Here is a 25,838-nt window from a genome sequence, read left to right on the forward strand (position 1 = left end):
ATGAGACGGCCGGGCAGCTAGGCCGCGTGCTGCTCGTCGCCGTAGAGCGCGTGCGTGGTGGGCGGCGCCAGCAACGCGACCAGCCCCGCCAGCGCGGCCACCAGCAGCGGGACACCGAGCTGCGGCAGGTCCGACTCGAAGAGCGTGTAGATCACCGGCAGCAGGAAGATCTGGGCCACCACACCGGGCGCGCGGCCCCACCGCTCCATCCTGAACAGGCCGCCCCAGGCCACCCAGAGCAGCCCGGCGCCGATCAGCACCCCGAACGCCGCCTCGGCGATCGCGCTCGTCAGGTTGCCGGGCCTGCCGACCACGGTCTCGACGGCGACGAAGACGCCCAGGCCGAGGGCGAGCAGCCCTTCCAGGCTGACGACGACGGCGGCGATCACGAGGGTGAGCGGACGACGGTTCACGCCCCGTACCCTACCTCCCCGAGGCCACTGAAGCGGGTCCCCGATCAGGGGCTACGCTGGCGGCATGCGCGCGATGCTGCTGGTGAACCCCAAGGCCACGACCACGAACGCCCGCACGAGGGACGTCCTCATCCGCGCGCTCGGCGCGGCCGTGGAGCTCGCCGTCGAGGAGACCCGCTACCGCGGGCACGCCGCCGGTCTGGCGGCGACCGCGCGCGACAAGGGCTACGACGTGGTGGCCGTGCTCGGCGGCGACGGCACCATCAACGAGACCGTCAACGGCCTGCTCAACCCGGTGAACGGCGACGGGCCGCCGGCGCCGCAGGACGTGCCGGACAACCCCAGCACCCGCCGCCCCGCGCTCATCGTCATCCCCGGCGGCAGCGCCAACGTCTTCGCCCGCGCGCTCGGCCTGCCCAACGACCCGGTCGAGGCCACCGGCGCGGTGCTGGAGGCGCTGCGCGAGGGCCGCCGGCGGACGGTCGGCCTGGGCCAGGCCCTTTGGGAGGGCCAGAGCCGCTATTTCACGTTCTGCGCGGGGATGGGCTATGACGCCGAGGTCGTACGGGCCGTGGAGGGCCTGCGCGGCACCGGCAGGAAGGCTACCCCCGCCCGGTATGTGAACACCGCTCTACGCCACTATCTGGCCACGGACAAGCGGCATCCCGCGATGACGGTGACCGGCCCCGGCATCCCGGCGGCCGAGGGCGTCTTCATGGCGATCATCTCCAACACCTCGCCGTGGACGTACGTCGGCACGAGGCCCGTCCGCCCCACCCCGTGGGCGAGCTTCGAGACCGGCCTCGACCTGCTCGGGCTGCGCCGGATGGGCCCGGTCGCGCTCACGCCCCTGATCCAGCACATGCTCACGGAGAGTGAGGCCCTTCCGTCGGGGAAACACCTCGTCCAGCTCCACGACGAGGCCGAGTTCACGCTCACCGCGCACCGTCCCGTGGCCTTTCAGCTGGACGGCGACTACCTGGGCGAACGCGAGTCAGTGACCTTCCGGTCTACTCCGAACGCATTACAAGTGTTGGTCTAGCTGGTTACATTCGGTCATTGTGTGACGCATCCGACATCCATAACGGCCAAAACTTCGCGCAAACCCTCTTGCGTGCACTCTGCGTGGCTGACAGGCTCAGGCTGACGTCGGAACGTAGGACCTTTAACAACCCCTAGGCCCTTCGACCGTCAGCGGACGACCCCGGTCCTCGACAGGATTCGGGCCATCGTTCGCTGGAGTTAGTGAAACTCTTCACAAAGTAGTAGCCGCACGGAGCCGACCAAAGGCTTCATCTACTAAGGAGTGGACGCATGGACTGGCGCCACCGAGCTGCCTGCCGTGACGTGGACCCCGAGCTGTTCTTCCCGATCGGCAACACCGGCCCCGCCCTCATGCAGATCGAGGAGGCCAAGCAGGTCTGCCGTTCCTGCCCGGCCGTCGACGCCTGCCTGAAGTGGGCCATCGAGTCCGGCCAGGACGCCGGCGTGTGGGGCGGCCTCAGCGAGGACGAGCGCCGCGCGCTCAAGCGCCGCGCCGCCCGTGCCCGCGCCCGCGCGACCGCCTGACCCCCACCTGCACAAGCGACCTCAACCGCTCGCCGGACGCGGGATCGAGAGCACGACCTCGGTGCCGCCCGCGGGGCGCGGCTGTACGGACAACCTTCCCGACAGCTCCCCCTCAACCAGCGTACGGACGATCTGCAGCCCCAGACTGGTGCTGCTGTCGAGGTCGAAACCCTCGGGCAACCCCCGCCCGTCGTCCCAAACGGTGACGTTGAGCCGGTCGAGCGCCGGCTCCACCACCACCTCCAGCCGCCTGGGGCGTCCATGTTGCAACGCGTTCTGCAGCAACTCGGTCAGCGCCATGGCGAGCGGCGTGGCGATGAGGGACGGCAGCACCCCGAACGCCCCCACCCTGCGCGGCGTCACCGCCGCCTCCGCCGCCGAGACCTCGCCGGCCATCGCGATGACGCGGTCGGCGATCTCGTCGAAGTCGACGAACTCCTCGGGCGCGTGCGACAACGTCTCGTGCACGATCGCGATGGACCCGACCCGGCGCACGGCCTCCTCCAGCGCCTCGCGGCCCTCGGGCACCTGCAGGCGGCGGGCCTGGAGCCGGAGCAGCGCCGCCACCGTCTGCAGGTTGTTCTTCACCCGGTGGTGGATCTCGCGGATGGTGGCGTCCTTGGTCATCAGCTCGCGCTCGCGCCGCCGCAGCTCGGTGACGTCCCTGATGAGCACCAGCGCGCCGATGCGGCCGCCGCCCACGATCAGCGGGATGGCCCTGAGCTGCACGGTCGTGCCGCCGGACTCGACCTCGGTCTCCTTGGCCGCCCGGCCGCTGGCCACGATCATGAGGTCTTCGTTGATCGGCTCGTCGGAGTAGCACAGCGTCGCGGTGACCGGGCCCAGCTCGGAGCCGACCAGGTCGGCGTGCAGGCCGAGCCGGCGGTAGGCGGACAGGGCGTTCGGCGAGGCGTAGGTGACGCGCCCCGCCCGGTCGAGGCGGAGCAGGCCGTCGCCGACCCGCGGCGAGCGGACCAGGATCGGCTCCTCCCCCGAGAACGGGAAGCGCCCCTCGGCCACCATCTGCGCCAGGTCGGAGGCGCTCTGCAGGTAGGTCAGCTCCAGCCGGGAGGGCGTGCGGGCCGAGGACAGGTTGGTGGAGCGCTGGATGACGGCCAGGAAGCGGCCCTCGCCGCCCTCGACCGCGCGCCGGACCGGGATCGTCTCCTCCCTGACCGGCACGCCCGTGGACCAGTCGGGGTCGCCCTCGCGGCAGATGCGGCGCTCGTTCCACGCGGTGTCGATGAGGGCCCGCTCGCCCTTGGCCGCCACGCTGCCGACGATGTCGTCGTGGTAGACGGTGGGGCCGGTCGTCGGGCGCATCTGGGCGATCGCGATCCAGCCGCTCTCCCCCGCCAGCGGCGCCCACAGGACGAGGTCGGCGAAGGACAGGTCGGCGAGCAGCTGCCAGTCGGAGACCAGCGAGTGCAGCCAGTCGAGATCCGCCTCGTCAAGAGCGGTATGGCGGGCGACGAGGTCGCTGAGAGTCGGCACGAGTGCATCATGCGTGCTTTCCCCCGCCACGACCAAACCGGCGGCCGGAGCACCGCCGTTCATTTGCCGGACTCCTTTGGGCAATCTCATATTGTGAGAACCGTCACAATGATCGAATCGCCTGAAACCTGCGGCGGGGGCGGGCCCGCGGTGATCGCCACGGTCACGTGGCGGCGCCGCGCCGCTGGTCAGGCCGTGGCGGGGCGCGCCACGGGCGCCGGCGCGGCGGCCTCGGTTGCGGGGAGCCTCGCTGCTGTGGATATCCTTCACCATCAGCCTGAGCAGCCCGGATTCGCGCGTGCCCGGCACCGTACGCGCTCGGTGCCGACCGGCCGCCGCCGCCCGCGGTTGACCTCCTTGGCCAATGTGGGTTCCGATGATCTCGCGGTGATCAGACACGCCTCACCGCCGTGGCAGAAGTGAAGGTGAGCGCGTGACAGACGACAGCCCCCGCGTTCCGAAGTACTACGACGTCAAACGGGCCCTGCTGGAGCTGACCAAGAGTCTGCCGCCTGGCACCGCCCTGCCGCCCGAGCGCACCCTCGCCGTGCGTTTCGAGACCTCCCGCACCACCGTCCGGCAGGCGCTGACCGAGCTGGTGGTCGAAGGGCGGCTGCTGCGCATCCAGGGCAAGGGCACGTTCGTGGCGCAGCCGAAGGTGGCCCAGGTGCTGCAGCTCACCTCCTACATCGGCGACCTGCGCACCGCCGGCCTGGAGCCCGACACCAAGATCCTGGAGATGGGCTACATCACCGCCGACGAGGCCCTCGCCCGCCGCCTGGCCATCAACCCGGGCGGCCGCGTGCTGCGCATCCACCGCCTGCGCCTGGCCAACGGCGAGCCGGTCTCCATCGACACCACCCACCTGTCCGCCCGCCGCTTCCCCCGGCTGCGGCGCGAGCTGGAGGTCCACTCCTCGCTGTACGAGACCCTCCACAACGCCTACAACGTCCGGCTGACGGACGCCGAGGAGATCATCGAGACCGTGCTCGCCACCCCGTACGACGCCAAGGCGCTCGGCGTGGACGTCGGCCTGCCGATGCTCCTGCTCACCCGGCACGCCTTCGACGCCGACGGCCACCCGGTCGAGTGGGCCCAGTCGCTCTACCGGGGCGACCGCTACAAGTTCGTCACCCGCCTGCGCCGCCCCTGACGCCGTACGGCGGGGATCCATGGGTTGGTCGCCGGCCGCGTCTAGGCTGGCCGGGTGAGCGTACTGATCGTCACAGGCACCGGCGAGACGGTGGGCAAGACCGTGGTGACGGCCGCCGTGGCCGCGCTCGGGCGAGCCAGGGGCGCGGGGGTGGCCGTGGTCAAGCCCGCCCAGACCGGGCTGGCCGCCGGCGCGCCCGGCGACCTCGACACGGTGATGCGGCTGTCGGGGGTGACGACGACGTTCGAGCTCGGCCGTTTCGCCGAGCCGCTCTCCCCGGCCGCGGCGGCGCGGGCGGCGGGCCTGCCGCCGGTCTCCCTGCCGGCGGTGGCGCTGCTGGTGCGCGAGCTGGCGGAGAGCAACCGGCTGGTGCTCGTGGAGGGCAGCGGCGGGCTGCTGGAGCGCTACGACGAGGACGGCGCCACCATCGCCGACCTCGCGCGGCTGCTGAGCGCCCAGGTGCTCGTGGTGTCCGGCTCAGGGCGCGGGGCGGTCAACCACGCCGCGCTGACCCTGGAGGCGCTGGCCCACCGCGGGCTCGACCTCGCCGGGCTGGTCATCGGGCGCTGGCCGGCCGAGCCCGGCCCGGTCGAGCGCGGCACGGCGGCCGATCTGGAGATGCTGGCGGCGCGGCCGCTGGCCGGCGCGCTCCCGGACGGCGCGGGCGCCCTCGACGGGGACGCGTTCGCGGACGTGGCCCGCCGGAGCCTCGGTCCCACGCTGGGCGGCGCGTTCGACCCGTCGGCGTTCCGCCAGCTGATCGGAGGGTGGGGCTAGCCCCACCGTCGAACGGCACACCAAGCCCATTTCGCGTCCATCGCCCCGGTCAATACCGTTGAGGCCATGAAGGTCCCCCGCCCGTGGTCGGCGCGTGCCTGGCTGGACACGGCGCACGTGATGATCGGCCTCCCGGTCGCCGTGATGCTGGCCGGCTCGACGCTGGTCGCGATCGCCGTGCCGCCCGTGCTGCGGGGCGGCCTGCCGCTGTTCACGCGGCTGCAGCGCTCCCGGTTCGAGGCGTTCCTCGGGGCGCGCATCCCGCCCGTGCGCACGCCGAGCACGCTGCGCAGCGCGGCCACGTGGCGGCAGATCGGCTACCACCTGCTGTCGCCGGTCGTGGGGCTGGGCGCCGCGGTCCTGGTGGCGCTCGCCTGGGGCGGTGCCGTGGTGGGGCTGCTGGCGTTCCTGCCGGACAAGATCGAGCGGCCGCCGCTGCAGTTCGAGTTCAACCTGCGCGACGGGCGGGTGGTGGCGGTCTTCATGGCCGTCGGGCTCGCGCTGCTGCTGCTCGCGCCGGTGCTGGCGCGCGGGATGGCGGCGCTGGACCTGTTCGTGGCCCGTACGCTGCTCGGCCCGAGCCGTTCGGAGCTCGGGCAGCGGATCGAGACGCTCACCGAGAGCCGGGCGGGCGTGATCGACGCGGCCGACGCCGAGCGCCGCAGGATCGAGCGGGACCTGCACGACGGCGCCCAGCAGCGCCTGGTGTCGCTGGCCATGAACCTGGGGCTGGCCCGCGCCACCCTCACCGACCTGCCGGAGCCGGCCCGGGACGCCATCGCGCAGGCCCACGAGGAGGCCAAGCAGGCGCTGAAGGAGCTGCGGGACTTCGTCCGCGGCCTGCACCCCGCCGTGCTCAACGACCAGGGGCTGGACGCGGCGCTGTCCGGCGTCGCCGCCCGCGCCCCCTTCCCTGTCAAGCTGCGCGTCGACATCGAGCGGCGCGTCACCCCGACCATCGAGGCGGTGGCCTTCTTCATCGTGTCCGAAGCACTCACCAACATCGCCAAGCACGCCGCGGCCACGAGGGCCGAGGTGAGCGTGCGGCGCGAGCGCGACCGCCTGCACGTGCTCGTCCACGACGACGGCTGCGGCGGCGCCCGCATGGACGGCGGCACCGGCCTGCGCGGCCTGGCCCAGCGCGTCGACGCCGTGGACGGCGCGCTCCGGCTCTCCAGCCCCCTCGGCGGCCCGACCACGATCGAGGTGGACCTGCCGTGCGCGTAGTGCTGGCCGAGGACTCCGTACTGCTGCGCGAGGGGCTGATCCGGCTGCTCGACGCGGCCAGCATGGCGGTCGTGGCGGCCGTGGACGAGGCCGAGGGGCTGCTGCGGGCGGCCGAGGAGCACCGGCCCGACCTGGTGATCACCGACGTGCGGATGCCGCCCACGCACACCGACGAGGGCCTGCGCGCCGCGCTGGTGCTGCGCCGCCAGCAGCCGGGGCTGCCGGTCCTGGTGCTCTCCCAGTACGTCGAGGAGCGCTACGCCGCCCAGCTCCTCGCCTCGGCCGCGAACGGCGGCGTCGGCTACCTGCTGAAGGACCGGGTGGCGGACGTGACCGAGTTCATCGACGCGCTGCGCCGCGTGGCCTCCGGCGGGACCGCGCTCGACCCCGAGGTGGTCGCGCAGCTCATCGTGCGCGGCGACAGCCACCCCCTGGAACGCCTGACGCCCCGCGAGCACGAGGTGCTCCAGCTCATGGCCGAGGGCCGCTCGAACGCCGGCATCGGCCAGGCGCTGGTGCTCAGCGAGGGCGCGGTCGGCAAGCACATCGGCAACATCTTCACCAAGCTCGACCTGTCCCCCGCCGAGGGTGACCACCGGCGGGTGCTGGCCGTGCTCCAGTTCTTGAAGATCAGGAGCTCGCCGTGAGGGCACTCTGGCTGACCGCCGGCGCGATGGCGACCGTGATCGCGCTCGTCTGGTCCACGGCGGCGCTCTGGACCGCCTTCGCCCGCGCCCGCGAGCCGGTCGTCACCGACCTGCGGTCGATCCCGTTCGACGGCGACACCGTGGAGATCAAGGCGACGGCCACGCCGGTCAACCTGTTCATCGTGCCCGGCCGGGCCGGCGAGCTGATGATCAGCCGGTCGCTGAGCTGGTCCAAGGAACGGCCGAAGGTGTCGGAGAACTGGGACCCCGCCGCCGCCACGCTGCGGCTGGGCACCGACTGTCCCGGCTCAGGACAGCCGGACGGCTCGCTCTGCCAGGCGGACTACACGGTCTTCGTGCCGCCGGAGACCGACGTCGTGGCGGGGACGACCGCCGGGGAGCTCTCCGTGGACGACCTGTTCGGCAGCCTGCGGCTGACCTCGGTCTCGGGCACCGTACGGCTCGACGGGGTCGCCGGGCCGATCTGGGCGCGGACCGGCAGCGGCGACATCGACGCCGGCGGGCTGGGCGGCGAGTCCGCCGACCTGGAGACGGGCGCGGGCGAGGTGCGGGCGGCGTTCACCGGCCGGCCGACGTCCGTGCGGGCCGTGGTGCGCACGAGGGGCGACGTCACCGTCGTCGTCCCGCCGGCGCCGTACGCCGTGACGGCCTCCGCCACCAACGTCACACTCGCCGTCGAAAGGGACATGGCCGCGCCACGGAAGATCGAGGTCAGCACCCACACGGGCGCGGTGTCGGTGTGCTGCCGGTGAAGGTCTGTTTACGAGTGTGACTGGTTGGTAAGTTCCCGGCATGGAGTCTGCGAAGCATGCCGGTGACGTGGCCGTCGCCGTGTCCAAGGCCTATGGGGCCGAGACCATGTTCACCCTGTCGGGAGGGCACGTCTTCCCGCTCTACGACGGCGCGGTGCACGAGGGCATGCGCATCCTCGACGTACGCCACGAGCAGAGCGCCGTGTTCGCCGCCGAGGCGACCGCCCGGCTGACGAGGAAGCCGGGCCTCGCCGTGCTGACCGCCGGTCCCGGCATCACCAACGGCGTCAGCGGGGTCGCCACCGCGCACTTCAACGGCTCGCCGGTGGTCGTGCTCGGCGGCCGGGCGCCCCAGTCCCGCTGGGGCAGCGGCGCACTGCAGGAGATGGACCACCCGCCGCTGCTCGAACCGATCACGAAGCTGTCGTTCACCGCGAGCGGGGCCGACTCGGTCGGCCAGGACGTCGAGATGGCCTTCCGCACGGCGGTCGCGCCGCACCGCGGCCCGGTCTTCCTCGACTTCTACATGGACCACCTGTTCGCCCCCTCCGAGCCGCACGCGGTGGAGACGCAGACGCCGTCGCCGCTGGAGCCGGACCCCGACGACCTGGCGGCCATCGCCCGGCTGCTGGCCGAGGCCGAGCGCCCGGTGCTGGTCTACGGCTCCGACGTGTGGATGGACCGTGCCGAGGAGGCCGCCCGCGACTTCGCCGAGGCCTGGCGGCTGCCGGTCATCCCGAACGGCCAGGGCCGCGGCATCCTGCCCGCGGGCCACGAGCTGCTCGTGACGCGCGCCCGCGGGCTCGCCTTCGCCCAGGCCGACCTGGTGGTCGTGATCGGCACGCCGCTCGACTTCCGGCTCGGCTACGGCTGGTTCGGCGGCAAGGACGGCGCCCCGCTGGCCAGGGTCGTGCACATCGCCGACGCGCCCTCGCAGCTCGCCACGCACATGCAGCCGGCCGCCAAGGCCGCCGGCGACCTGTCGGTGGTGTTCTGGGGCCTCGGCGCGGCCTGCGGCGACGCCGGGGTCAAGCCGGAGAGGTACGCCTCCTGGGTCTCCAAGCTCTCCGAGGCGGCCGCTGCGGCCATCGCGGGCGACGCCGAGCTACTGGCCGCCGACGCCGACCCGATCCACCCCATGCGCATCTACGGCGAGCTCAACCGGGTCCTGGACGACGACGCCGTGGTCATCGGCGACGGCGGCGACTTCGTCTCCTACGCCGGCAAATACGTCGAGCCGCGCCGCCCCGGCAACTGGCTCGACCCGGGCCCGTACGGCTGCCTCGGCACCGGCCTCGGCTACTCCATCGCGGCCCGCCTGGCCCGCCCGTCCTCGCAGGTGGTGCTGCTGCTCGGCGACGGCGCGGCCGGCTTCTCGCTGATGGACGTCGACACGCTCGTCCGCCACCGCCTCCCGGTCGTGATGATCTGCGGCAACAACGGCATCTGGGGCCTGGAGAAGCACCCCATGCAGCTGCTGTACGGCTACGACGTGGCCGCCGAGCTGCAGCCCAACTGCCGCTACGACCAGGTGGTCACCGCGCTCGGCGGGGGCGGCGAGCTGGTCACCGACCCGTCGGAGATCGGCCCGGCGCTGCGCAGGGCGTTCGACTCCGGCATCCCCTACATGGTGAACATCGCCACCGACCCGCAGATCGCCTACCCCCGCAACACGACGGGGGTCTGAGCGCTATTTGGAGGTGGTCGGGCTGGCCGTCGGGCTCGGCGACTCGCAGCCGCCGTCGATGACGACCATCTTGACCACCTTGCCCACTTCGAGCATCGTCCCGCCCTTCGGCGACTGCGCGGAGATCTTGCCGCAGCGCAGGCCGTCCGTGGTGACCGTGTTGTTCTCGACGCGCGCGGTGAACCCGGACGCCTCGACCGCCGCCTGCGCGTCCTGATAGCGCATGCCGACGAGCTGGGGCACCTCCGCCTTCTTCGCCGTGGACGCCGGCGTGCTGGTGGGGGTCTTCGTGGGGGTCGGGGTGGGCGTCGGGGTCGGCGTGGGGGTCGGGGTGGGCTCCTCCGAGGTCTCCGCCGGCTGCGGCCGGGTGGTGACCGTCCTGGGGGTGGGCGACAAGGTGGGCTTCTTCTTGCGCTTGGTCACCGTCGGCGTGGGCGACTCGGCGTCCATGTGCTCGGTGCTGGGTGTGACCTGCGGCGGCGCATCGGTGGTCATGCCGGTGAGCGCGACCGCCGTCGCGCCCGCGCCGAGCACCACCACGGCGGCGATGGCCGCGACCAGCCCGCCCCTGCGCGGCGCCTTGGCGGCCCGCCGCCCGCCGCGCCGCTCGGCGACCGTGGTCTGCTCCTGCGCCGGCAGGTGGGCGCCGGTCTTGTACTGCTCGTAGTGGCCGGTCTCGGCGTAGTGGCCGCCCTGCTCGTAATGGCCGCTCTGCTGCGGGTAGTCCGTTGGGGGCGCCATCGTGGCGCCGGTGACGGGCGGCGCCTGGCCGGGGGACGGCTCGGGAAGGGCCGGGGCCTGCCCGCTGCCGGCGGCCCTGGCCGCGTCGCTCATGGCCCTGGCCGACGGGAAGCGCCGGGCCGGGTCCTTCGACAGCGCGATCTCGACCAGGGCGCGCACCGGCTGCGGGATGTCGGCAGGCAGCGGCGGCGGCGCCTCGCGGATGTGCTTGAGCGCGATCGTGACCGCGCTGTCACCGTCGAACGGCCGCTGCCCCACCAGGCACTCGTAGGCGACCACGCCGAGCGCGTAGATGTCGACGGCGGGCGTGACGGGCGCGCCCTCGGCCTGCTCGGGCGCGCAGTAGGCGGCCGTGCCCAGCACCATGCCGGCGTCGGTGAGCCGGTTGGCGAGGTCGGAGCGGGCGATGCCGAAGTCGGTGAGCACGAGCGTGCCGTCGCGCTGCACGAGCAGGTTGCCCGGCTTGACGTCGCGGTGCACGATGCCCTGGTCGTGGACGGCCTGCAGGGCGGAGGCGGCCTGCGCGATGAGCTCCATGGCCGCCTGCGGCGGGATGCGGCCCAGCCGGGCCAGCAGCCGGTCGAGCGGCTCGCCGTCGACGAACTTCATCACCAGATAGACGGTGTCGCCGCTCACCCCGTAGTCGTAGACGTCCACGACGCCGGAGTGGTTGATCGTGGCCATCGCCCGCGCTTCCCCCTGAAAGCGAGCGACGAAGCCGGGGTCCTGCATGCGGCCCGGAAGCAGCACCTTGACGGCGACGGTGCGAGCGAGGACGGTGTCCTCACCCCGCCACACCTCGCCCATGCCACCGGCGCCGATGCGGGTATCCAAGCGATACCGCCCCGCCAGTGTGGTTCCTTGGGCCACCATGATTCCCCCGCTACCCTCCTACCTCTGTAACCTCTCGCCCCCGCGGGTTCCCAACAAAGCGAACTTGTGTCGCGGCGAGGTAACACGGTGGTCACGAAGCTCAGAGAGTGTACGACTCACCTGACCCACATGCCACTCAAATGTCTTAAGCCGTACAAACCATATCCTGGGGCCTTGTGGTGGCACTTGTCCGCGTTTCCGGGAAGTCGGCATCCCTGTCGCTAGGCTGACCCCATGACGCTCGCTCCTGGTCTCCGCTCTCAGCTGCTCATCATGGTCGAGATGTCGGACACCGCGAAGCGGGCCGGCAGCGGCGACGTGCCCGTGCTGGCCACGCCGCGCCTGCTCGCGCTCGCCGAGGCCGCGACCGTGCAGGCGGTCGAGAAGCACCTCGCGCCCGGCGAGACCTCCGTCGGCACCCGGGTGGCGCTCGAACACCTCGCGGCCAGCCCGCTCGGCACGCACGTGCAGATCGGCGTCGAGCTGACCGAGGTGGACGGCCGCCGGCTGGTCTTCGCCTTCGAGGCCCACGACAAGCGCGGCGTCGTGGGCCAGGGGACGATCGAGCGCGTCGTCGTCGACCGGCACAAGTTCCTCGCGGGCGCGCAGCGCCGGCTCGGCTGACCGGGCGGCGGGCGGGCGGCTAGTCGATGACGGCGATGAGATCGCCCTCCTGGATCACGTCGCCCTCGGCGACCTTGAGCTGCGCGACCACGCCGTCGTCCTCGGCGAGCACCGGGATCTCCATCTTCATGGACTCCAGGATGACCAGCGTGTCGCCGTCCGAGACGGTGTCGCCCTCGCTCACGAGGACCTTCCAGACGTTGGCCACCATCTCAGCGCGTACCTCAGCCACCGGGGCTCCCCTCTTTCGTCAATGTGTTCACTCTAGGCCCGTCCGCCGCGCATCCGCGCGACGAGCGCGGTGTCGTAGTCGCCGCTGACGAACTCCTCGTTGTCCAGCAGCTCGGCGCAGAACGGCAGGTTGTTCTTGGGTCCCGCGACCGCGAACGCCTCGACCGCCTTGCGCCCCTTGGCCAGGGCGTCCGCGCGGTCCTCGCCGTACACGCACAGCTTGGCCATGAGCGGGTCGTAGAACGGCGTGACGGTGTTGCCCGCCTCGTAGCCCGAGTCGACCCGTACGCCCTCGCCTACCGGCTCGTCCCAGGTCGTGATGACGCCGGGGCCGGGGAAGAAGCGCTTGGGGTCCTCGGCGTAGACGCGGAACTCGATCGCGTGCCCGCGGGGCCGTACGTCGAGGTCGGGGCTCTCGCCGGCCGCCACCCGCAGTTGCAGCTCGACCAGGTCGAGGCCGGTGACCAGCTCGGTGACCGGGTGCTCCACCTGGAGCCTGGTGTTCATCTCCAGGAACACGAAGTCCTGCTGGTCGGCGTCCACCAGGCACTCGACCGTGCCCGCGCCGAGATAGCCGACCGCCTCGCCGGCCCGTACCGCGGCGGCCAGCATGCGCTCGCGCAGCTCGGGGGTGATGCCGGGGGACGGCGACTCCTCGACGACCTTCTGGTGGCGGCGCTGCACCGAGCAGTCGCGCTCGCCGAGCGCCAGCACCCGGCCGTCGGGCAGGCCCAGGATCTGCACCTCGACGTGACGGGCCCGCTCGATGTAGCGCTCGATCAGCACCGCGGGGCCGTCAAGCGCGTCGCCCGCGAACCTGGACGCCGCCCGCGCCGCCTGCTCGTACGCCTTGGCCAGCGCCTCGTCGTCGTGCGCCACGCTCATGCCGATGCCACCGCCGCCGCCAGCGGTCTTGACCATGACGGGGTAGCCGATGCGCTCGGCGGCCCGCAGCGCGAGCGACAGGTCGGTGACCGGCTCGCGGGTGCCCGCCGCGACCGGCACGCCGGCGGCCTCCATGAGGTTCCTGGCGTTGATCTTGTCGCCCATGCGGTCGATGGCCTCGGGCGACGGCCCGATCCAGGTCATCCCGGCCGCGACCACGGCGCGGGCGAAGGCGGCGTTCTCCGAGAGGAACCCGTAGCCGGGGTGGATCGCCCGCGCTCCGGTGGCGCGGGCCGCCTCCAGCACCTTGGCGACGTCGAGGTAGCTCTGCGCGGGGTTGGCGGGGCCGAGCAGCACGGCCTCATCGGCCTCCCGTACGAACGGCAGGTCGGCGTCGGCCTCCGAGTGCACGGCGACGGCCCGCAAGCCCATCCGTTTGACCGTACGGATGATCCGGCGCGCGATCTCCCCTCGGTTGGCGATCAGAACGGGTCCGAGCGTCTCAGTCAGCACGCGGATTACCCTATGACCGCGGGTGGCTTTTCCCCTTTCGCCCGAAACCACCGATCCGGCGGAGCCGAACTGTAGGAACCCCACAATGGGGTCAGAGCCGGCCCCGGTCGATCACCCGGGCCAGCGCCTCCAGCGCGTGCGGGTCGTACGCGCCGCCCGGCGCGCAGCGGATGCGCTCCAGCGCCGCGCCCGCCCGGTCGCGGTCGGTCGAGGGGCCCACCAGGTCGTCGTAGGCGTTGGCGACCTTGATGATCCGGCTGGACAGCGGCGGGTCGGCGGAGATCGGGTCGCACTGCCGCCGCACCACCTCGGCCACCCGGTCGAGCACGCCCGTCTGCCTGATGACCTCGGCGCCCAGCTCGGCGATCCGGCGGGCCTGCTCGGGCTCGGTGAGGACGGTCGCGCCGCCGGGGATCGGATCGCGCAGCGAGAGCTGCCCGATGTCGTGCATCAGGGCCGCGTACTCCAGCTCCAGCAGCTCGGGCTCGGCCATGCCCAGCTCCCTGCCGACGGCCACGGCGAGGCGGCTCACCCGGCGCGAGTGGCCGGGCTCGACGTAGCCGCCGACCTCGGTGACCCGCGACAGCGCGCGCACGGTCTGCAGGTAGGTCGCCCGGATGCCGGCGTACTTGCGGAAGGCCACCTGCGTGACCAGCAGCGGCGCGGCGAACACCAGCAGCGCGACGAGGTCCATGCTGTGGGTGGCGAGCGCCAGCAGCACGCCGGAGGCGGCCACGGCGGCGCCGAGCGGGAAGGCCATGTTGAGCTCGTCGCGCACCGCCACCCGGAACGCGGTGCGCACCTGCTCGGCCCGCAGCCAGGCGGCGATCAGCACGTCGACCAGCAGGCTGACGGCGATGAGGGTGACCATCACGGCGAGCGCCGGCCACCAGGTGCTGGTGGGCGGCTCGGTCATCCGGCGGAGCGGATCGGCCAGCGGACGGAAGGCGAAGGCCAGCAGCGCGCCGGTGAGCAGCCTGCGGGCCATCGCGTCCAGCCGGGGCGGGCGGCCCACGGCCAGGTGGGGCGCGGCCCCCGCCGCCATGCCGACCGCGATCACCGCCACGACCTGCAGCGCGGAGTGGGTCAGCGGGTTCTGGCTGAGGTCGAGCAGCAGGGTGTAGCCGAGCGCGGCGGCGGCCCCGATGGGCGCGACCTCCCGGTTGCCCGGCATGGTGAGCCTGGCCAGCTCGCCGACCGCGATCAGCGCGCCGAACCCGACGGCGATCTCCGGCCGGTCCAGCCCGACGGTGGCGGTGTGGGCGACGCCCGCCACGGCGACCAGTCCGGCCGCGCAGATGAGCAGCAACTGGCCCGAGTCGAGCCTGCGCAGGACGGTGCTGAACGAGCGTCCCGTGGTGCGTGAGACACGTCCGGTGGCGATCATGGCCCGGTCACGACCTGGATGGGCGTGGTGGGGTCGTCGTGGTCCTTGATGGTCGTGGCGACGGCCTCGGGCGGCGGCGGGTCGACCCGGCGCGGCGGCTGCCACGGCTCGCGTTCGAGCGCCCGGATGAAGGCGTCGACCATGACGGGGTCGAAGTGGGTGCCCGCGCTCTTGCGCAGCTCCTCGACGGCGACGGGCACCGGCCGCGCCCCGCGGTAGGAGCGGTCGGAGGTCATCGAGTCGAACGCGTCGGCGACCGCGATGACCTTGGCGAACTCGGGGATCTCGTCGCCCGCGAGGCCCATCGGGTAGCCGGTGCCGTCGTGCTTCTCGTGGTGGTGCATGATGCCGGCGTAGGCCTCGTCGAGGAAGCCGATGCCCCGGACGATCTCCAGGCCGCGCATCGGGTGGAGCTGGATCGCGGCGAACTCCTCCTCGGTGAGCGGCCCGTCCTTCTGCAGCACCTTGGTGGGCACGCCGAGCTTGCCGACGTCGTGGAGCATGCCGGCGTAGCGGATCGCCCGCACCCGCTCCAGGCCCATGCCGATCTCCTGCGCGATCATCGAGGAGGCGTGCGAGACGCGCGTGCAGTGGCCCCGCGTGTAGTAGTCCTTGGTCTCCACGGCCTGGCACAGGGCGGCGATGGTGGCGTCGTACGAGCGCTGCTGCGCGTGATACTGCCCGAACGCCCACCGCGCCACGAACAGCGGCAGCAGCACCAGCACCGCCGAGATCGACTGCACGGTCGCCCAGAGCCCGGCCACCAGCAGCCCGAACGTGCCGTAACCCAGATAGGACAGCAGGAACTGCGCCATCCCGCGCATCGGCACCTCGGTGTCCCGCACCCCGGTGGCCAGCGCCACCATGGTGAGCGTGAGCACGATGTTGAGCGGAACGTAGACGGCGGTGGCCGCGGCGTAGGGCCCGATGAGGTCGTCGAAGGCGTCGACCTGGGGCACGCCGACCCGCCCGTCGAGCGCGAGGTAGACCTGCCCGGCCGCGTAGCCGCAGATGGCGAACTGCGCGCCGTTGAAGAGGCGCTTGATCAGCGGCAGCCCCGGCCGGACGCTCAGCACCGCGGTCAGCCCCACCAGGGCCGCGCCCTCGGGGCCGATGAGCACCACGGCGGCGAGCGAGGCGGAGAAGCTGACCGACACCGCGAACTGCTCCACGTTGAGCAGCGTGGGCATCGACTCGCAGACGAGGAACAGCAGCGCGAGCACCAGCAGGACGTCGAGGTCCCCGGTGGCCACGGGCATGCCGGAGACCATCCCGGCGCGGGCGATGAGCGCGCCCGCCGCGCCGATGACGGCGACCAGGTAGACCCTCGCGGGCCATGGCAGGTCACGCATGCGGCTCCCCCTCCGGCGTCGTCAGGTCCAGGACACGCCGCGAGGCGTCACGCCGCCGGCCCGCGCAGGCGTCCGGGCGACCGTCACCTTCACCATGCGATGCCTCCACGTCGACTTCTGGGCTCCAACGCTACAGAAGACGACGCGGCCGCACCGGCCGGCCGGAGAATCGCAAGCAAAGCGTAATCAAGCCACTACGTGCGGCGATGCGAGCGCGCCCATTCGACGGTCTGCTTGATGCCGGTCGCGAGGTCGGTGCGCGGCTCCCAGCCCAGCCCGACCTGGGCGGGCACCGGGTCGACGGCCATGGCGGGCAGGTCGCCGAGCCGCGCCGGGGCGAAGCCCGGCTTGTCGGGCGCGCCGGCGGCGTCGGCGATCAGCGAGTGCAGGCGGCGATCGGTGGTCTGGATGCCGGTGCCGAGGTTGAACCTGCGGCCGTCGCCGCGCTGGCCGCAGGCGCGGGCGAAGCCGTCCACGACGTCCTCGACGAAGACGTAGTCGCGGGTCTGCGTGCCGTCGCCGAAGACGACCGTCGGCGTGCCGTTGAGCAGGGCGTCGGTGAAGATCGACACGACGCCGGCCTCGCCCTGGGGCGACTGGCGGGGGCCGTAGACGTTGGAGAGCACCAGCGTGGTGTACTCGATGCCGTGCAGGGCGCGGAAGGTGGCGAGGTAGATCTCGCCGCTCAGCTTGGAGGCCGCGTACGGCGAGCGCGGATCGGTCGCCGCGTCACCGGGCACCGGAATGGTGGCAGGCCGCCCGTAGACCGCCACGGACGAGGCGAAGACCACCTTGCGGGCGCGGCCCTCGTGCGCCGCCTCCAGGACGCGGGCGGTGCCCTCGACGTTGACGGAGGCGTCGTGCACCGGGTCGGCGACGCTCTTGCGCACGCTGATCTGCGCGGCCAGGTGGCAGATGACCTCCGGCTGCACCTCGGCGGCCAGGCCCACCAGGGCCGGCTCGCGCACGTCGAGGACGTGCAGCCGGAACCGCTCGCTCCCCGCCGCCCCGGTCAGGTTGTCCCTGCTGCCGGAGGACAGGTCGTCCACGACATGGACCTCGTGACCGTCGGCAAGCAGCCGATCGACGAGGTTCGATCCGATGAACCCGGCACCCCCGGTGACCAACACGCGCATGGGGAGCATCCTAGTCGGCGAGGTCGGCTCTCACCTGTGCGATTCGGTCCAGCACTTTCGAGCGCAGGTCTGCGGGGACGGGATCACAGCCGCAATGTTTGGCTACGAGCGCCTTGACCGCTTTGTCGAGGTCGTACTCCTTCAGACACGGGCTGCACTCGTCGAGGTGCACGCGGATCTCGACGACGTCGTGCTCGGTCAGCTCGCCGTCGAGATAGGCGTAGACCTTGTCGAGCACCTCGCGACAGTCCGTGTCATGTGGGTTGCCACAGCTCATTTCGATTCCTCCGCCGGGACCAGGCCGCGCTCACGGGCGTAGTCCTCAAGGAGGCCCCGCAGCTGCCTGCGTCCCCTGTGCAGCCTCGACATCACGGTGCCGATGGGAGTGCCCATGATGTCGGCGATCTCCTTGTAGGGGAAGCCTTCGACGTCGGCCAGGTAGACCGCGATCCTGAACTCCTCGGGCAACGCCGCGAGGGCCTGCTTGATGTCGCCGTCGGGCAGGTGCTCCAGCGCCTCGACCTCGGCCGACTTCAGGCCGCTCGAGGTGTGGGACTCCGCCCGCGCGAGCTGCCAGTCCTCGATCTCCTCGGTGCCGGACTGCTTGGGCTCGCGCTGCTTCTTGCGGTAGCTGTTGATGAAGGTGTTCGTGAGGATCCGGTAGAGCCACGCCTTGAGGTTGGTGCCCTGCTGGAACTGATGGAACGACGCGAACGCCTTGGCGAAGGTCTCCTGCAGGAGGTCTTCCGCGTCCGCGGGATTTCGGGTCATCCGGAGCGCGGCGCTGTAGAGCTGTTCGAGATACGGCATGACGTCGCGTTCGAATCGCTCGCTCCGCTGCTCCAGCGTCTCCGCGCCTGTCGCGGGCACCGGACCCACCCCCCTAAGATCACCGGTGGCCGGCTGCTGCGGGTCACCGTACTCGGGGAAGGATACCCGCTGGCCCAGGGCGGGCCTGGCATCGGGGAGGGGCGCTGCCAATGTGAGCATGCTCGTCGCAACATCCCCGCGCCCCCGTCTGTTCCCGCAAGATAGAAGGTACGAAGGACCCGGTGCGGGGAACGTCATACGTACCGGCTGGTAGCCCTTTTTCCGTCACCCAGGAGTCGCGTGTGCTGCCCATTCCGGCCGAGGAACTCAACGGCTCAGGGACGCTCGGGCCGTACTGGACGTTCTACCGCGCCGTCGCCGCCGAACAACTCAACCGCTGGCTTCCCGCCGACCCCTCCGTGATCCTCGACCTGTCCGGCGGCCGTGGGCGCTGGTCCGGGCAGGCGGCGAGGGCCGGGCACAAGGTGATCGAACTGCTGGACTTCCGCCGTACCGTGGACCTGCAGTCCCGGTTGCGGGACGCTGACCGGGTTCGTCATATACGCGCCGATGATCTGGCGTTCCTCCCCGACGCGAGCGTGGACGCGGTGCTCGCCGAGGAGCGCGTGATGTCGATCGAGCTCATGGCGGAGTCGGCCATGAGCGACGTCGCCCGGGTGCTGCGGCCGGGCGGCCGGGCGCTGGTGTGCGTCGACTCGCTGGTCCTCGGCATGGCGATCCTGGCCGAGCAGGAGCAGTGGCAGCACCTGCGGCAGACCGGCGAGGTCATGCTCGTGCCCTGGCCCGACGGCAGCATCACGCGCTGCTTCAGCAGCGGGCAGTTGCGCGAGCTGCTGATCGGCGCCGGCCTTGAGGTGGAGTGGGTGCGGCCGCGCACGGTGCTGTCGCCGTCCACGGTCGACCACGTGCTCGGCTCCGACGCGCGCTCACTGACCTGGCTCGTCCGCACCGAGCTGGAGGCCCACCCGGACGACGACGACACCGTGGGCATCCACCTCGTGGCCAGCGCCAGGAAGAAGGGCTGACACCCTCAGGGGTTTCTCGGCGGCCGACCTGGGGTGCGCTCAGCGGCGCCGCTCCCGCTTGCCCTGGCACTCGACGCACCTGGCGGCCTCCGGCCGCGCCTCCAGGCGGCCTTCGGGCACCGGCCTGGCGCAGTCGACGCAGCGGCCGTACACGCCTTCCTCCAGGCGTTTGAGCGCCTGGACGACCGCGTCGCGCTGCGTCCCCGCCACGGTCAGCATGGCGCGGGCGCGATCGGCGTCGGTCAGGTCGGAGCCGGCGTCGGCCGCGTGGTGCTCGCGCACCGCGACCGGGTCTCCCTGCAGAACGGCGATCGAACGGTCCAGTTCGGCCAGCATGTCTTCCAGCCGCTCACGAGCGGTCGTGACGTCCACGAATCCGCACCTCCGGGTGAAAGGAAGCAGCCCGTGGCGAGAACTCCCCGGCTGTTCCGCCCGGTGCAGTCAAAGGGGCATGTGCGGCGGTGACCTCGAGTAAACGAATGCACGCGCTTTCCTCACCGGATGCCCATTTACCGCACTTCCTACACCTTCAGAAAAGGGCGGTCTCCTCTTGTTCGGGGAGAGGTTTGATGAGGTCGGGCCCATTGTTTCTGACGTTGTTGACATCGGTCGACACCGCGTACGCGGTGAGCCTCCCCTGCTCGGCCGGCACCAGCAGCCGGGTGGCCTCGGCGGGGTCGGTGAGCTTGGGATCGAGCCATTCGGCCCAGCGCTCCCGCTCGATCATCATGGGCATCCTGTCGTGGATGCGGCCCAGGTCGTCCTCGGCGTCGGTGGTGATCACGGTGCAGGTGACGAGCCATTTGAGCGGGTCGTCGTCGGCGCGCGAGGGGTCCTTCCAGAACTCGTACAGGCCGGCCATCGCCAGCACCCCGCCGTCGGCCGGATGAATGTAGTAGGGCTGTTTCTTACGCTTCTCGCCCTCGACCGGCATCCATTCGAAGTAGCCGTCGGCGGGCAGCAGGCACCTGCGCTTGGCGAACGCCCGTCGGTAGGACGGCTTCTCCGCCACCGTCTCGATCCTGGCGTTGATCATGCGCGAGCCGATCGACGGGTCCTTGGCCCAGGCCGGCACGAGGCCCCATTTGACGACCCTGAGCTGCCGCACCGCGCGGTCGCCCTCGTCGGGCACACGGTCCATGATCGCGTAGACGTTCTTGGTGGGCGCGACGTTGTAGTCGGGGCCGAGCTCCTTGTCGGGCTCGCCGTCCAGCTCGACCTGGAACTCCTCCAGGAGCTCGTGCTTCTTGCGCGCCGAGGCGTATCTACCGCACATGACCCCACCCTGCCACGCGGCGCCGACACCTACGCCTTCCCGCCACGTGTTCACCGTCGTCCGCAGGTGGTGACCCCGGCCCGTCACGCCCGGATAGGCTTTGACCATGTCCGTTCCGCACTGGCCCGCGCCCACCGCCGCCGCGCCCGTCAGCGCCGCCGTGCCGCTGCCCGGCAGCAAGTCGGTGACCAACCGCGCGCTCGTCCTGGCCGCGCTCGCCGAAGGTCCCGGCGTGGTGCGCAGGGCCCTGCGCAGCCGCGACGCCGACCTCATGGTCGCCGCGCTGCGCGCGCTCGGCGCCCGGCTGGAGCCGTCCGCCGAGACCCCGGCGAGCGTCGACTGGCACGTCACGCCCGGCCCGATCCGCGGCGGCGCGGCGGTCGACGCCGGCCTCGCGGGCACGGTCATGAGGTTCGTGCCGCCGATCGCCGCACTGGCCGACGGGCCGGTCTCCTTCGACGGCGACCCGCACGCCCGCAAGCGCCCGATGGGCCCCATCCTCGACGCCCTGCGGGCGCTCGGCGCGCGGGTCGACAACGACGCGCTGCCGTTCACCATCAGCGGGCCGCTGACCGGCGGCGAGGTCACGCTCGACGCCTCGGGCTCCTCGCAGTTCGTGTCGGGGCTGATGCTGTCGGCCGCGCGCTTCGCCAAGGGCGTCACGATCCGGCACGCCGGCCCGCCGGTGCCCTCCCAGCCCCACATCCGGATGACCGTGCAGATGCTCAGGGCGGCCGAGGTCGTGGTCGACGACGGCGAGCCCGACGTGTGGCGGGTCGAGCCGGGGCCGATCGCGGCGCGCGACGTCACGGTGGAGCCCGACCTGTCCAACGCCGCGCCGTTCCTCGCGGCCGCGCTCGTCACGGGCGGCACGGTCACCATCCCCGCCTGGCCGCGCGTCACCACCCAGCCGGGCGACGCGCTGCGCGGCCTGCTCACGTCCATGGGCGCCACCGTCGCCCGCGACGAGCACGCCGACTCCGCCGACCTGGTGGTCACCGGCACCGGCGAGATCACCGGCATCGACGCCGACCTGCGCGAGGTCGGCGAGCTCACGCCCACCATCGCGGCCCTGGCCGCGCTCGCCACCACGCCCACCCGCATCCGCGGCGTGGCCCACCTGCGCGGCCACGAGACCGACCGGCTGGCCGCCCTGGCCACCGAGATCAACCGGCTCGGCGGCGACGCCGAGGAGACGGACGACGGGCTGGTCATCCGCCCGCGCCCGCTGCACGGCGGCGTCTTCCACAGCTACGACGACCACCGCATGGCCACCGCCGGCGCGGTGATCGGCCTGCGGGTGCCCGGCGTCGAGGTGGAGAACATCGCGACGACCGCCAAGACCCTGCCGGAGTTCGTCCGCATGTGGACGGCGATGCTGGAGTCCCGGTGACCGTCCGGGCCGGTTTCGCGACCGGCGCTCCGGGCACCTCGCAAGGGGGCCGCACAACCCGAAGGAAGGACCTCACGCATATGGGAGCGGACCGCTGAGAAAGCGGGAATACGACGAGGACGACGTACGGGTGAGGCCGGGCAAGGGCTCGCGGCCGCGCACCCGCATCCGTCCTGCGCACGAGGACGCCGTCGAAGGATTCGTGGTCGCCGTCGACCGGGGCCGCTACACCGTCCTGGTCGAGCCCGACCGCGCCAAGGGCTCGGCGCACAAACGCAGGCAGCAGCACCAACGCCGGCTCGTGGTCGCCATGAAGGCCCGCGAGCTGGGCCGCAAGGGCATCGTCGTCGGCGACCGGGTGGCGCTGGTGGGTGACGTGTCGGGCCGGCCCGACACGCTGGCCCGGGTGGTGCGGGTGGAGCCGCGCACCTCGATGCTCCGCCGTTCGGCCGACGACACCGAGGACACCGACGGCATCGAGCGCCCGATCGTGGCCAACGCCGACCAGCTCGTGATCGTCACCGCGCTCGCCGATCCGCCGCCCCGGCCGCGGATGATCGACCGCATCCTCGTGGCGGCGTTCGACGCCGAGATCGACACCCTGCTCTGTCTCACCAAGTCCGACCTCGCCCCGCCCGACGGCCTCGTGGCCCTCTACGAGCCGCTGGGCGTCTCGCACGTCGTCGTCCACAAGGGCGGCTCGCTCGACGAGCTGCGCGAGCACCTGACCGGCCGGATCAGCGTCCTGGTCGGGCATTCCGGGGTCGGCAAGTCCACCCTGGTCAACGCCCTGGTCCCCGACGCCAACCGGGCCGTCTCCCACGTCAACGAGGTCACCGGCAGGGGCCGGCACACCTCCACCTCGGCGGTGGCCCTTGAGCTGCCGGAGGGCGGCTGGATCATCGACACGCCGGGGGTGCGCAGTTTCGGCCTGGCCCACGTGTCGGTGGAGACGGTGCTGGCCGCCTTCCCCGACCTGGTGGAGGGCACGGTCGACTGCCCCAAGGGCTGCACGCACCTGGCCGACGGCTGCGCGCTCGACGCGTGGGTGGCCGCGGGCAACGCCGATCCCACCCGGCTGGAGTCGCTGCGCCGCCTGCTGTCCAGCCGCGAAGGCGCACTCGACGACGCCGCCGAGCGCGCCACGTGACGATCAGCGCCGGTGGGGCCTTGGCGTCCACGTGACGCTCAGCGCCGGTGGGGCCGCAGCGTCCACGTGATGGCGACCGTCGAGACGAGCACGCCGTCGCCGTCCGTCAGCTCCACCGCCACCTCGAACTCCGGCCGCCCGCCCGCGTCCAGCTCGGCGACCACCGCCTCCCGCGCAGCCAGCAGCCGGGCCTCCGCGCGCACCTCGCCCTTGGCGAACTTGCGGTACTCCACCCTGGCGCCGGTGGTGAGCGGCGTGGCCCGGCCGAGCTCGTCCCCCAGCAGCGAGAGCATCGCCGCCCCCGAGGCCGTCTCGGCCAGCGTGAACAGCGCTCCGGCGTGCGGCCCCGCCACGTGGTTGCGCACGTCCTCGCGGTCGGGCAGCCGGCAGACCGCCCGCCCGTCGCCCACCTCGTCGAAGACGATTCCCACAGTCCGGGCAAAGGGGACGCTCTCCAGCAGAAATGCACCAACATCCAATGACATATCCGCATGCTACCCGCGAGTAACTAGAGGGGCGGTTACCAGAAAAGGGGCCTCTGCGACTGATGTTCCCTCCGCCCGGCACGATAGCGTGGGCGACCGTGCAGGGTTACAACGATGATCTACGCCTCGCGCACGTCATGGCGGACGCCGCCGACGACCTCACCATGCGCCGGTTCAAGGCCGTCGATCTCAAGGTCGACACCAAGCCCGACCTCACCCCGGTCAGCGACGCCGACCGCGCCGTCGAGGAGGCGATCCGCGGCACGCTGCGCCGCGCCCGGCCCCGCGACGCGGTCGTGGGCGAGGAGTACGGCACGACCGGCCACGGCGCCAGGTCCTGGATCATCGACCCCATCGACGGCACCAAGAACTACGTGCGCGGCGTGCCCGTGTGGGCGACGCTGATCGCCCTCATGGAGTACGGCCGCGTCGTCGTCGGCCTCGTCTCCGCCCCCGCGCTCGGCCGGCGCTGGTGGGCGGCCACCGACGGCGGCGCGTGGACCGGCAAGAGCCTGGCCAAGGCGTCCAGGATGCACGTCTCCTCGGTCTCCGACCTCGGCGACGCCTCCTTCTCCTACTCCAGCTTCGGCGGCTGGGAGCAGACCGGCAGGCTCGACACCTTCCTCGACCTCAGCCGCGCCTGCTGGCGCACCCGCGCCTACGGCGACTTCTGGTCGCACATGATGGTCGCCGAGGGCTCGGTCGACTTCTCCGCCGAGCCCGAGCTGTCGGCCTGGGACATGGCCGCGCTCACGGTCATCGTCGAGGAGGCCGGCGGCGTCTGGACCGACACGACGGGCGTACGCGGGCTGGAGGGCGGCAGCCTGGTCTGCAGCAACGGCCTCCTGCACGACGAGGTCATCGCCCGGCTCAACGGCACCCGCGTCCGCTGAACGACCACGCTCAGAGCTCCAGCACCCGCCGCACCGCCGCCATCAGGCTCCCCCGGTAGGACCCGCCGTACAGCACGACGTGCACCAGCAGCGGATGGAGCTGGTGCAGCGGCACCCGCTCGCGCCACCCGTCCGCGAGCGGCCACTCCTCCCGGTACGCCCCGAGCACCCGATCCAGGTGAGGCAGCCCGAACAGCGCCAGCATGGCGAGGTCGGTCTCCCGGTTCCCGCCGTGGGCGGCCGGATCGACCAGCACCGCCGAACCGCCCGACCACAGCACGTTCCCGCTCCACAGGTCACCGTGGATCCTGGACGGCGGCCCGGCCGGGCCCGCCACCTCGGCGAAACGGTCCACGGCCCGCTCGACCTCGGCCACGTCGGCCGCCGGCAGCCGCGCCTGACGCAGGAACGGCAGGACCCGCCGCTCGGCGTAGAACTCCGGCCACGAGCCGCACGGCCGGTTGTCCATCGGCAGCTCGGCGATGAACCCGGGCCACGGCGCGCCGAACGCCTCCGCGCCCGCCCGGTGCATCCTGGCCAGCTCCCGCCCGAACCGCTCGGCCGCCGCAGGACCAGGCCGCTCCTCCTCCACCCAGGACAGCACCAGCCGGTCCGGCCCCGCCTCGATCACCTCGGGCACCGCGGCGACCTCGCCCAGCCAGCGCAGCCCCGCCGCCTCCGCGGCGAACACCTCCGACACGACGCCGGCGGGCCCGCTCTTGACGAACACCGGCCGCCCGTCGTCCAGCACGCCCTGCCGCAGCCGCCAGCCGTGGGACGTGCCGAGCTCCCTAACCGATCTCATCGGCGACGTGCTTGGCCACGCCCTCGGCCGCCGACTCCACCAGCGAGAGCACCTCCTCGAACCCCTCGCGCCCCCCGTAGTACGGATCGGGCACCTCGGCCCCGGACGGCGCCGCCGGGTCGAACGAGCGGAACAGCCGCACCTCCACCCCGGGAGGCGCGAGCCGCCGCAGGTTGACCAGGTTGTCACGGTCCATGGCCAGCACCAGGTCGTAACGGTCGAACCAATCGGCGGTGAACTGCCTGGCGCGGTGCGCGGCCCCGTCGTAGCCGCGCTCGGTCAGGATGCCGAGCGCCCGCTCGTCCATGGGGTCGCCCACGTGCCAGCCACCCGTCCCCGCGCTCTCGACCACGACCTGCTTGCCCAGCCCGCGGTCCTCCAGGACCCGCCGCAGCACGACCTCCGCCATGGGCGAGCGGCAGATGTTCCCCATGCACACCACGCAGATGCGATACGTCATAACACCCATCATGAGGGTGACCGAGGGCGTTCACCGTA

At 72.2% G+C, this 25,838-nt stretch carries 28 protein-coding genes; 13 read left to right on the plus strand and 15 right to left on the minus strand.

Going from position 1 to position 25,838, the window contains the following annotated elements; translation table 11 throughout:
• Positions 1 to 17: 17 nt before the first annotated feature.
• On the minus strand, positions 18 to 413 hold the full coding sequence (locus ABD292_RS41860) for a hypothetical protein (RefSeq protein ID WP_344217679.1): 396 nt from the start codon (positions 411 to 413) through the stop codon (positions 18 to 20).
• 64 nt (positions 414 to 477) lie between these two features.
• Here ABD292_RS41860 and ABD292_RS41865 point away from each other — a divergent pair, with 64 nt between their 5' ends.
• Both ABD292_RS41865 and ABD292_RS41870 read left to right on the plus strand, forming a co-directional pair.
• Complete coding sequence (locus ABD292_RS41865) at positions 478 to 1,455, plus strand: diacylglycerol/lipid kinase family protein (RefSeq protein ID WP_344217681.1); 978 nt, start codon at positions 478 to 480, stop codon at positions 1,453 to 1,455.
• 272 nt (positions 1,456 to 1,727) lie between these two features.
• The gene (locus ABD292_RS41870; protein ID WP_344217683.1) at positions 1,728 to 1,982 is read left to right on the plus strand and encodes a WhiB family transcriptional regulator; all 255 of its coding nucleotides are present in this window, start codon (positions 1,728 to 1,730) and stop codon (positions 1,980 to 1,982) included.
• A 21-nt stretch (positions 1,983 to 2,003) separates the two neighbouring features.
• On the opposite strand, the gene ABD292_RS41875 is transcribed toward ABD292_RS41870, so the two are convergent.
• On the minus strand, positions 2,004 to 3,476 hold the full coding sequence (locus ABD292_RS41875; protein ID WP_344217685.1) for a histidine kinase N-terminal domain-containing protein: 1,473 nt from the start codon (positions 3,474 to 3,476) through the stop codon (positions 2,004 to 2,006).
• Between the two features lie 433 nt (positions 3,477 to 3,909).
• Between ABD292_RS41875 and ABD292_RS41880 the strand changes: the two genes are divergently transcribed.
• The 6 genes from ABD292_RS41880 to ABD292_RS41905 all read left to right on the plus strand — a co-directional run bounded on the left by ABD292_RS41880 (position 3,910) and on the right by ABD292_RS41905 (position 9,740).
• Positions 3,910 to 4,629: a GntR family transcriptional regulator gene (locus ABD292_RS41880; protein ID WP_091078782.1), complete on the plus strand. Its 720-nt coding sequence runs from the start codon at positions 3,910 to 3,912 to the stop codon at positions 4,627 to 4,629.
• 54 nt (positions 4,630 to 4,683) lie between these two features.
• Positions 4,684 to 5,406, plus strand: a complete 723-nt coding sequence (gene bioD, locus ABD292_RS41885; protein WP_344217688.1) for a dethiobiotin synthase — start codon at positions 4,684 to 4,686, stop codon at positions 5,404 to 5,406.
• A 66-nt stretch (positions 5,407 to 5,472) separates the two neighbouring features.
• Entirely contained in the window at positions 5,473 to 6,633 is a 1,161-nt protein-coding gene (locus ABD292_RS41890; RefSeq protein WP_344217690.1) for a sensor histidine kinase, read from the plus strand.
• Positions 6,624 to 7,280, plus strand: coding sequence for a response regulator transcription factor (locus ABD292_RS41895; protein ID WP_344217692.1), 657 nt, complete (start codon positions 6,624 to 6,626; stop codon positions 7,278 to 7,280). The genes ABD292_RS41890 and ABD292_RS41895 overlap by 10 nt, the downstream gene beginning before the upstream one ends.
• Positions 7,277 to 8,053, plus strand: a complete 777-nt coding sequence (locus tag ABD292_RS41900) for a DUF4097 family beta strand repeat-containing protein (RefSeq protein WP_344217694.1) — start codon at positions 7,277 to 7,279, stop codon at positions 8,051 to 8,053. The genes ABD292_RS41895 and ABD292_RS41900 overlap by 4 nt, the downstream gene beginning before the upstream one ends.
• 40 nt (positions 8,054 to 8,093) lie before the next feature.
• On the plus strand, positions 8,094 to 9,740 hold the full coding sequence (locus ABD292_RS41905) for an acetolactate synthase (protein ID WP_344217696.1): 1,647 nt from the start codon (positions 8,094 to 8,096) through the stop codon (positions 9,738 to 9,740).
• A 3-nt stretch (positions 9,741 to 9,743) separates the two neighbouring features.
• Here the strand turns inward: ABD292_RS41905 and ABD292_RS41910 are convergent, their stop codons facing one another.
• Complete coding sequence (locus tag ABD292_RS41910) at positions 9,744 to 11,315, minus strand: serine/threonine protein kinase (protein ID WP_344217698.1); 1,572 nt, start codon at positions 11,313 to 11,315, stop codon at positions 9,744 to 9,746.
• Positions 11,316 to 11,588: 273 nt separating this feature from the next.
• Here ABD292_RS41910 and ABD292_RS41915 point away from each other — a divergent pair, with 273 nt between their 5' ends.
• Entirely contained in the window at positions 11,589 to 11,978 is a 390-nt protein-coding gene (locus ABD292_RS41915) for a thioesterase family protein (protein WP_329590228.1), read from the plus strand.
• Positions 11,979 to 11,997: 19 nt separating this feature from the next.
• Here ABD292_RS41915 and ABD292_RS41920 read toward each other — a convergent pair whose 3' ends face one another.
• The 7 genes from ABD292_RS41920 to ABD292_RS41950 form a co-directional block, all read right to left on the minus strand.
• The gene (locus ABD292_RS41920; RefSeq protein ID WP_329590226.1) at positions 11,998 to 12,210 is read right to left on the minus strand and encodes a biotin/lipoyl-binding carrier protein; all 213 of its coding nucleotides are present in this window, start codon (positions 12,208 to 12,210) and stop codon (positions 11,998 to 12,000) included.
• A gap of 32 nt (positions 12,211 to 12,242) precedes the next feature.
• A complete protein-coding gene (locus ABD292_RS41925; RefSeq protein ID WP_344217701.1) occupies positions 12,243 to 13,607 on the minus strand; it encodes an acetyl-CoA carboxylase biotin carboxylase subunit in 1,365 nt (454 codons plus the stop codon).
• A gap of 91 nt (positions 13,608 to 13,698) precedes the next feature.
• Positions 13,699 to 14,994, minus strand: a complete 1,296-nt coding sequence (locus ABD292_RS41930; protein ID WP_344217703.1) for an HD-GYP domain-containing protein — start codon at positions 14,992 to 14,994, stop codon at positions 13,699 to 13,701.
• Entirely contained in the window at positions 14,991 to 16,346 is a 1,356-nt protein-coding gene (locus ABD292_RS41935) for an HD-GYP domain-containing protein (RefSeq protein WP_344217705.1), read from the minus strand. Before ABD292_RS41935 ends, ABD292_RS41930 begins: the two co-directional genes overlap by 4 nt.
• Positions 16,347 to 16,540: 194 nt before the next feature.
• On the minus strand, positions 16,541 to 17,482 hold the full coding sequence (locus tag ABD292_RS41940) for an NAD-dependent epimerase/dehydratase family protein (protein WP_344217707.1): 942 nt from the start codon (positions 17,480 to 17,482) through the stop codon (positions 16,541 to 16,543).
• Positions 17,483 to 17,492: 10 nt separating this feature from the next.
• Positions 17,493 to 17,759, minus strand: a complete 267-nt coding sequence (rsrA, locus tag ABD292_RS41945; protein ID WP_344217709.1) for a mycothiol system anti-sigma-R factor — start codon at positions 17,757 to 17,759, stop codon at positions 17,493 to 17,495.
• On the minus strand, positions 17,756 to 18,361 hold the full coding sequence (locus tag ABD292_RS41950) for a sigma-70 family RNA polymerase sigma factor (RefSeq protein ID WP_329592803.1): 606 nt from the start codon (positions 18,359 to 18,361) through the stop codon (positions 17,756 to 17,758). The genes rsrA and ABD292_RS41950 overlap by 4 nt, the downstream gene beginning before the upstream one ends.
• A gap of 233 nt (positions 18,362 to 18,594) precedes the next feature.
• Between ABD292_RS41950 and ABD292_RS41955 the strand changes: the two genes are divergently transcribed.
• The gene (locus tag ABD292_RS41955; RefSeq protein WP_344217711.1) at positions 18,595 to 19,338 is read left to right on the plus strand and encodes a class I SAM-dependent methyltransferase; all 744 of its coding nucleotides are present in this window, start codon (positions 18,595 to 18,597) and stop codon (positions 19,336 to 19,338) included.
• Between the two features lie 39 nt (positions 19,339 to 19,377).
• Here ABD292_RS41955 and ABD292_RS41960 read toward each other — a convergent pair whose 3' ends face one another.
• Positions 19,378 to 19,710 (minus strand): TraR/DksA family transcriptional regulator, encoded by a 333-nt coding sequence (locus tag ABD292_RS41960; RefSeq protein ID WP_091078819.1) that lies wholly within the window; start codon positions 19,708 to 19,710, stop codon positions 19,378 to 19,380.
• A 157-nt stretch (positions 19,711 to 19,867) separates the two neighbouring features.
• Positions 19,868 to 20,614, minus strand: a complete 747-nt coding sequence (locus ABD292_RS41965) for an SOS response-associated peptidase (RefSeq protein ID WP_344217714.1) — start codon at positions 20,612 to 20,614, stop codon at positions 19,868 to 19,870.
• A gap of 106 nt (positions 20,615 to 20,720) precedes the next feature.
• On the opposite strand from ABD292_RS41965, the gene aroA reads away from it, so the two are divergent.
• Both aroA and rsgA read left to right on the plus strand, forming a co-directional pair.
• A complete protein-coding gene (aroA, locus tag ABD292_RS41970) occupies positions 20,721 to 22,007 on the plus strand; it encodes a 3-phosphoshikimate 1-carboxyvinyltransferase (protein WP_344217716.1) in 1,287 nt (428 codons plus the stop codon).
• Between the two features lie 130 nt (positions 22,008 to 22,137).
• Entirely contained in the window at positions 22,138 to 23,157 is a 1,020-nt protein-coding gene (gene rsgA, locus ABD292_RS41975) for a ribosome small subunit-dependent GTPase A (protein ID WP_344217718.1), read from the plus strand.
• 38 nt (positions 23,158 to 23,195) lie between these two features.
• Here the strand turns inward: rsgA and ABD292_RS41980 are convergent, their stop codons facing one another.
• Positions 23,196 to 23,642, minus strand: coding sequence for a DUF4442 domain-containing protein (locus tag ABD292_RS41980; protein WP_344217720.1), 447 nt, complete (start codon positions 23,640 to 23,642; stop codon positions 23,196 to 23,198).
• 62 nt (positions 23,643 to 23,704) lie between these two features.
• On the opposite strand from ABD292_RS41980, the gene hisN reads away from it, so the two are divergent.
• Complete coding sequence (gene hisN, locus ABD292_RS41985; RefSeq protein WP_371252880.1) at positions 23,705 to 24,535, plus strand: histidinol-phosphatase; 831 nt, start codon at positions 23,705 to 23,707, stop codon at positions 24,533 to 24,535.
• Between the two features lie 10 nt (positions 24,536 to 24,545).
• Here the strand turns inward: hisN and ABD292_RS41990 are convergent, their stop codons facing one another.
• Both ABD292_RS41990 and ABD292_RS41995 read right to left on the minus strand, forming a co-directional pair.
• Positions 24,546 to 25,340 carry a fructosamine kinase family protein gene (locus ABD292_RS41990; RefSeq protein WP_344217724.1) on the minus strand — a complete coding sequence of 265 codons (795 nt, stop codon included), beginning with the start codon at positions 25,338 to 25,340 and terminating at the stop codon, positions 24,546 to 24,548.
• Positions 25,327 to 25,800, minus strand: a complete 474-nt coding sequence (locus ABD292_RS41995) for a low molecular weight protein-tyrosine-phosphatase (protein ID WP_344217726.1) — start codon at positions 25,798 to 25,800, stop codon at positions 25,327 to 25,329. Before ABD292_RS41995 ends, ABD292_RS41990 begins: the two co-directional genes overlap by 14 nt.
• Between the last annotated feature and the right edge of the window lie 38 nt (positions 25,801 to 25,838).

Source organism: Nonomuraea bangladeshensis (genome assembly GCF_039529455.1).
In the GTDB taxonomy this organism is placed as follows: domain Bacteria; phylum Actinomycetota; class Actinomycetes; order Streptosporangiales; family Streptosporangiaceae; genus Nonomuraea; species Nonomuraea bangladeshensis.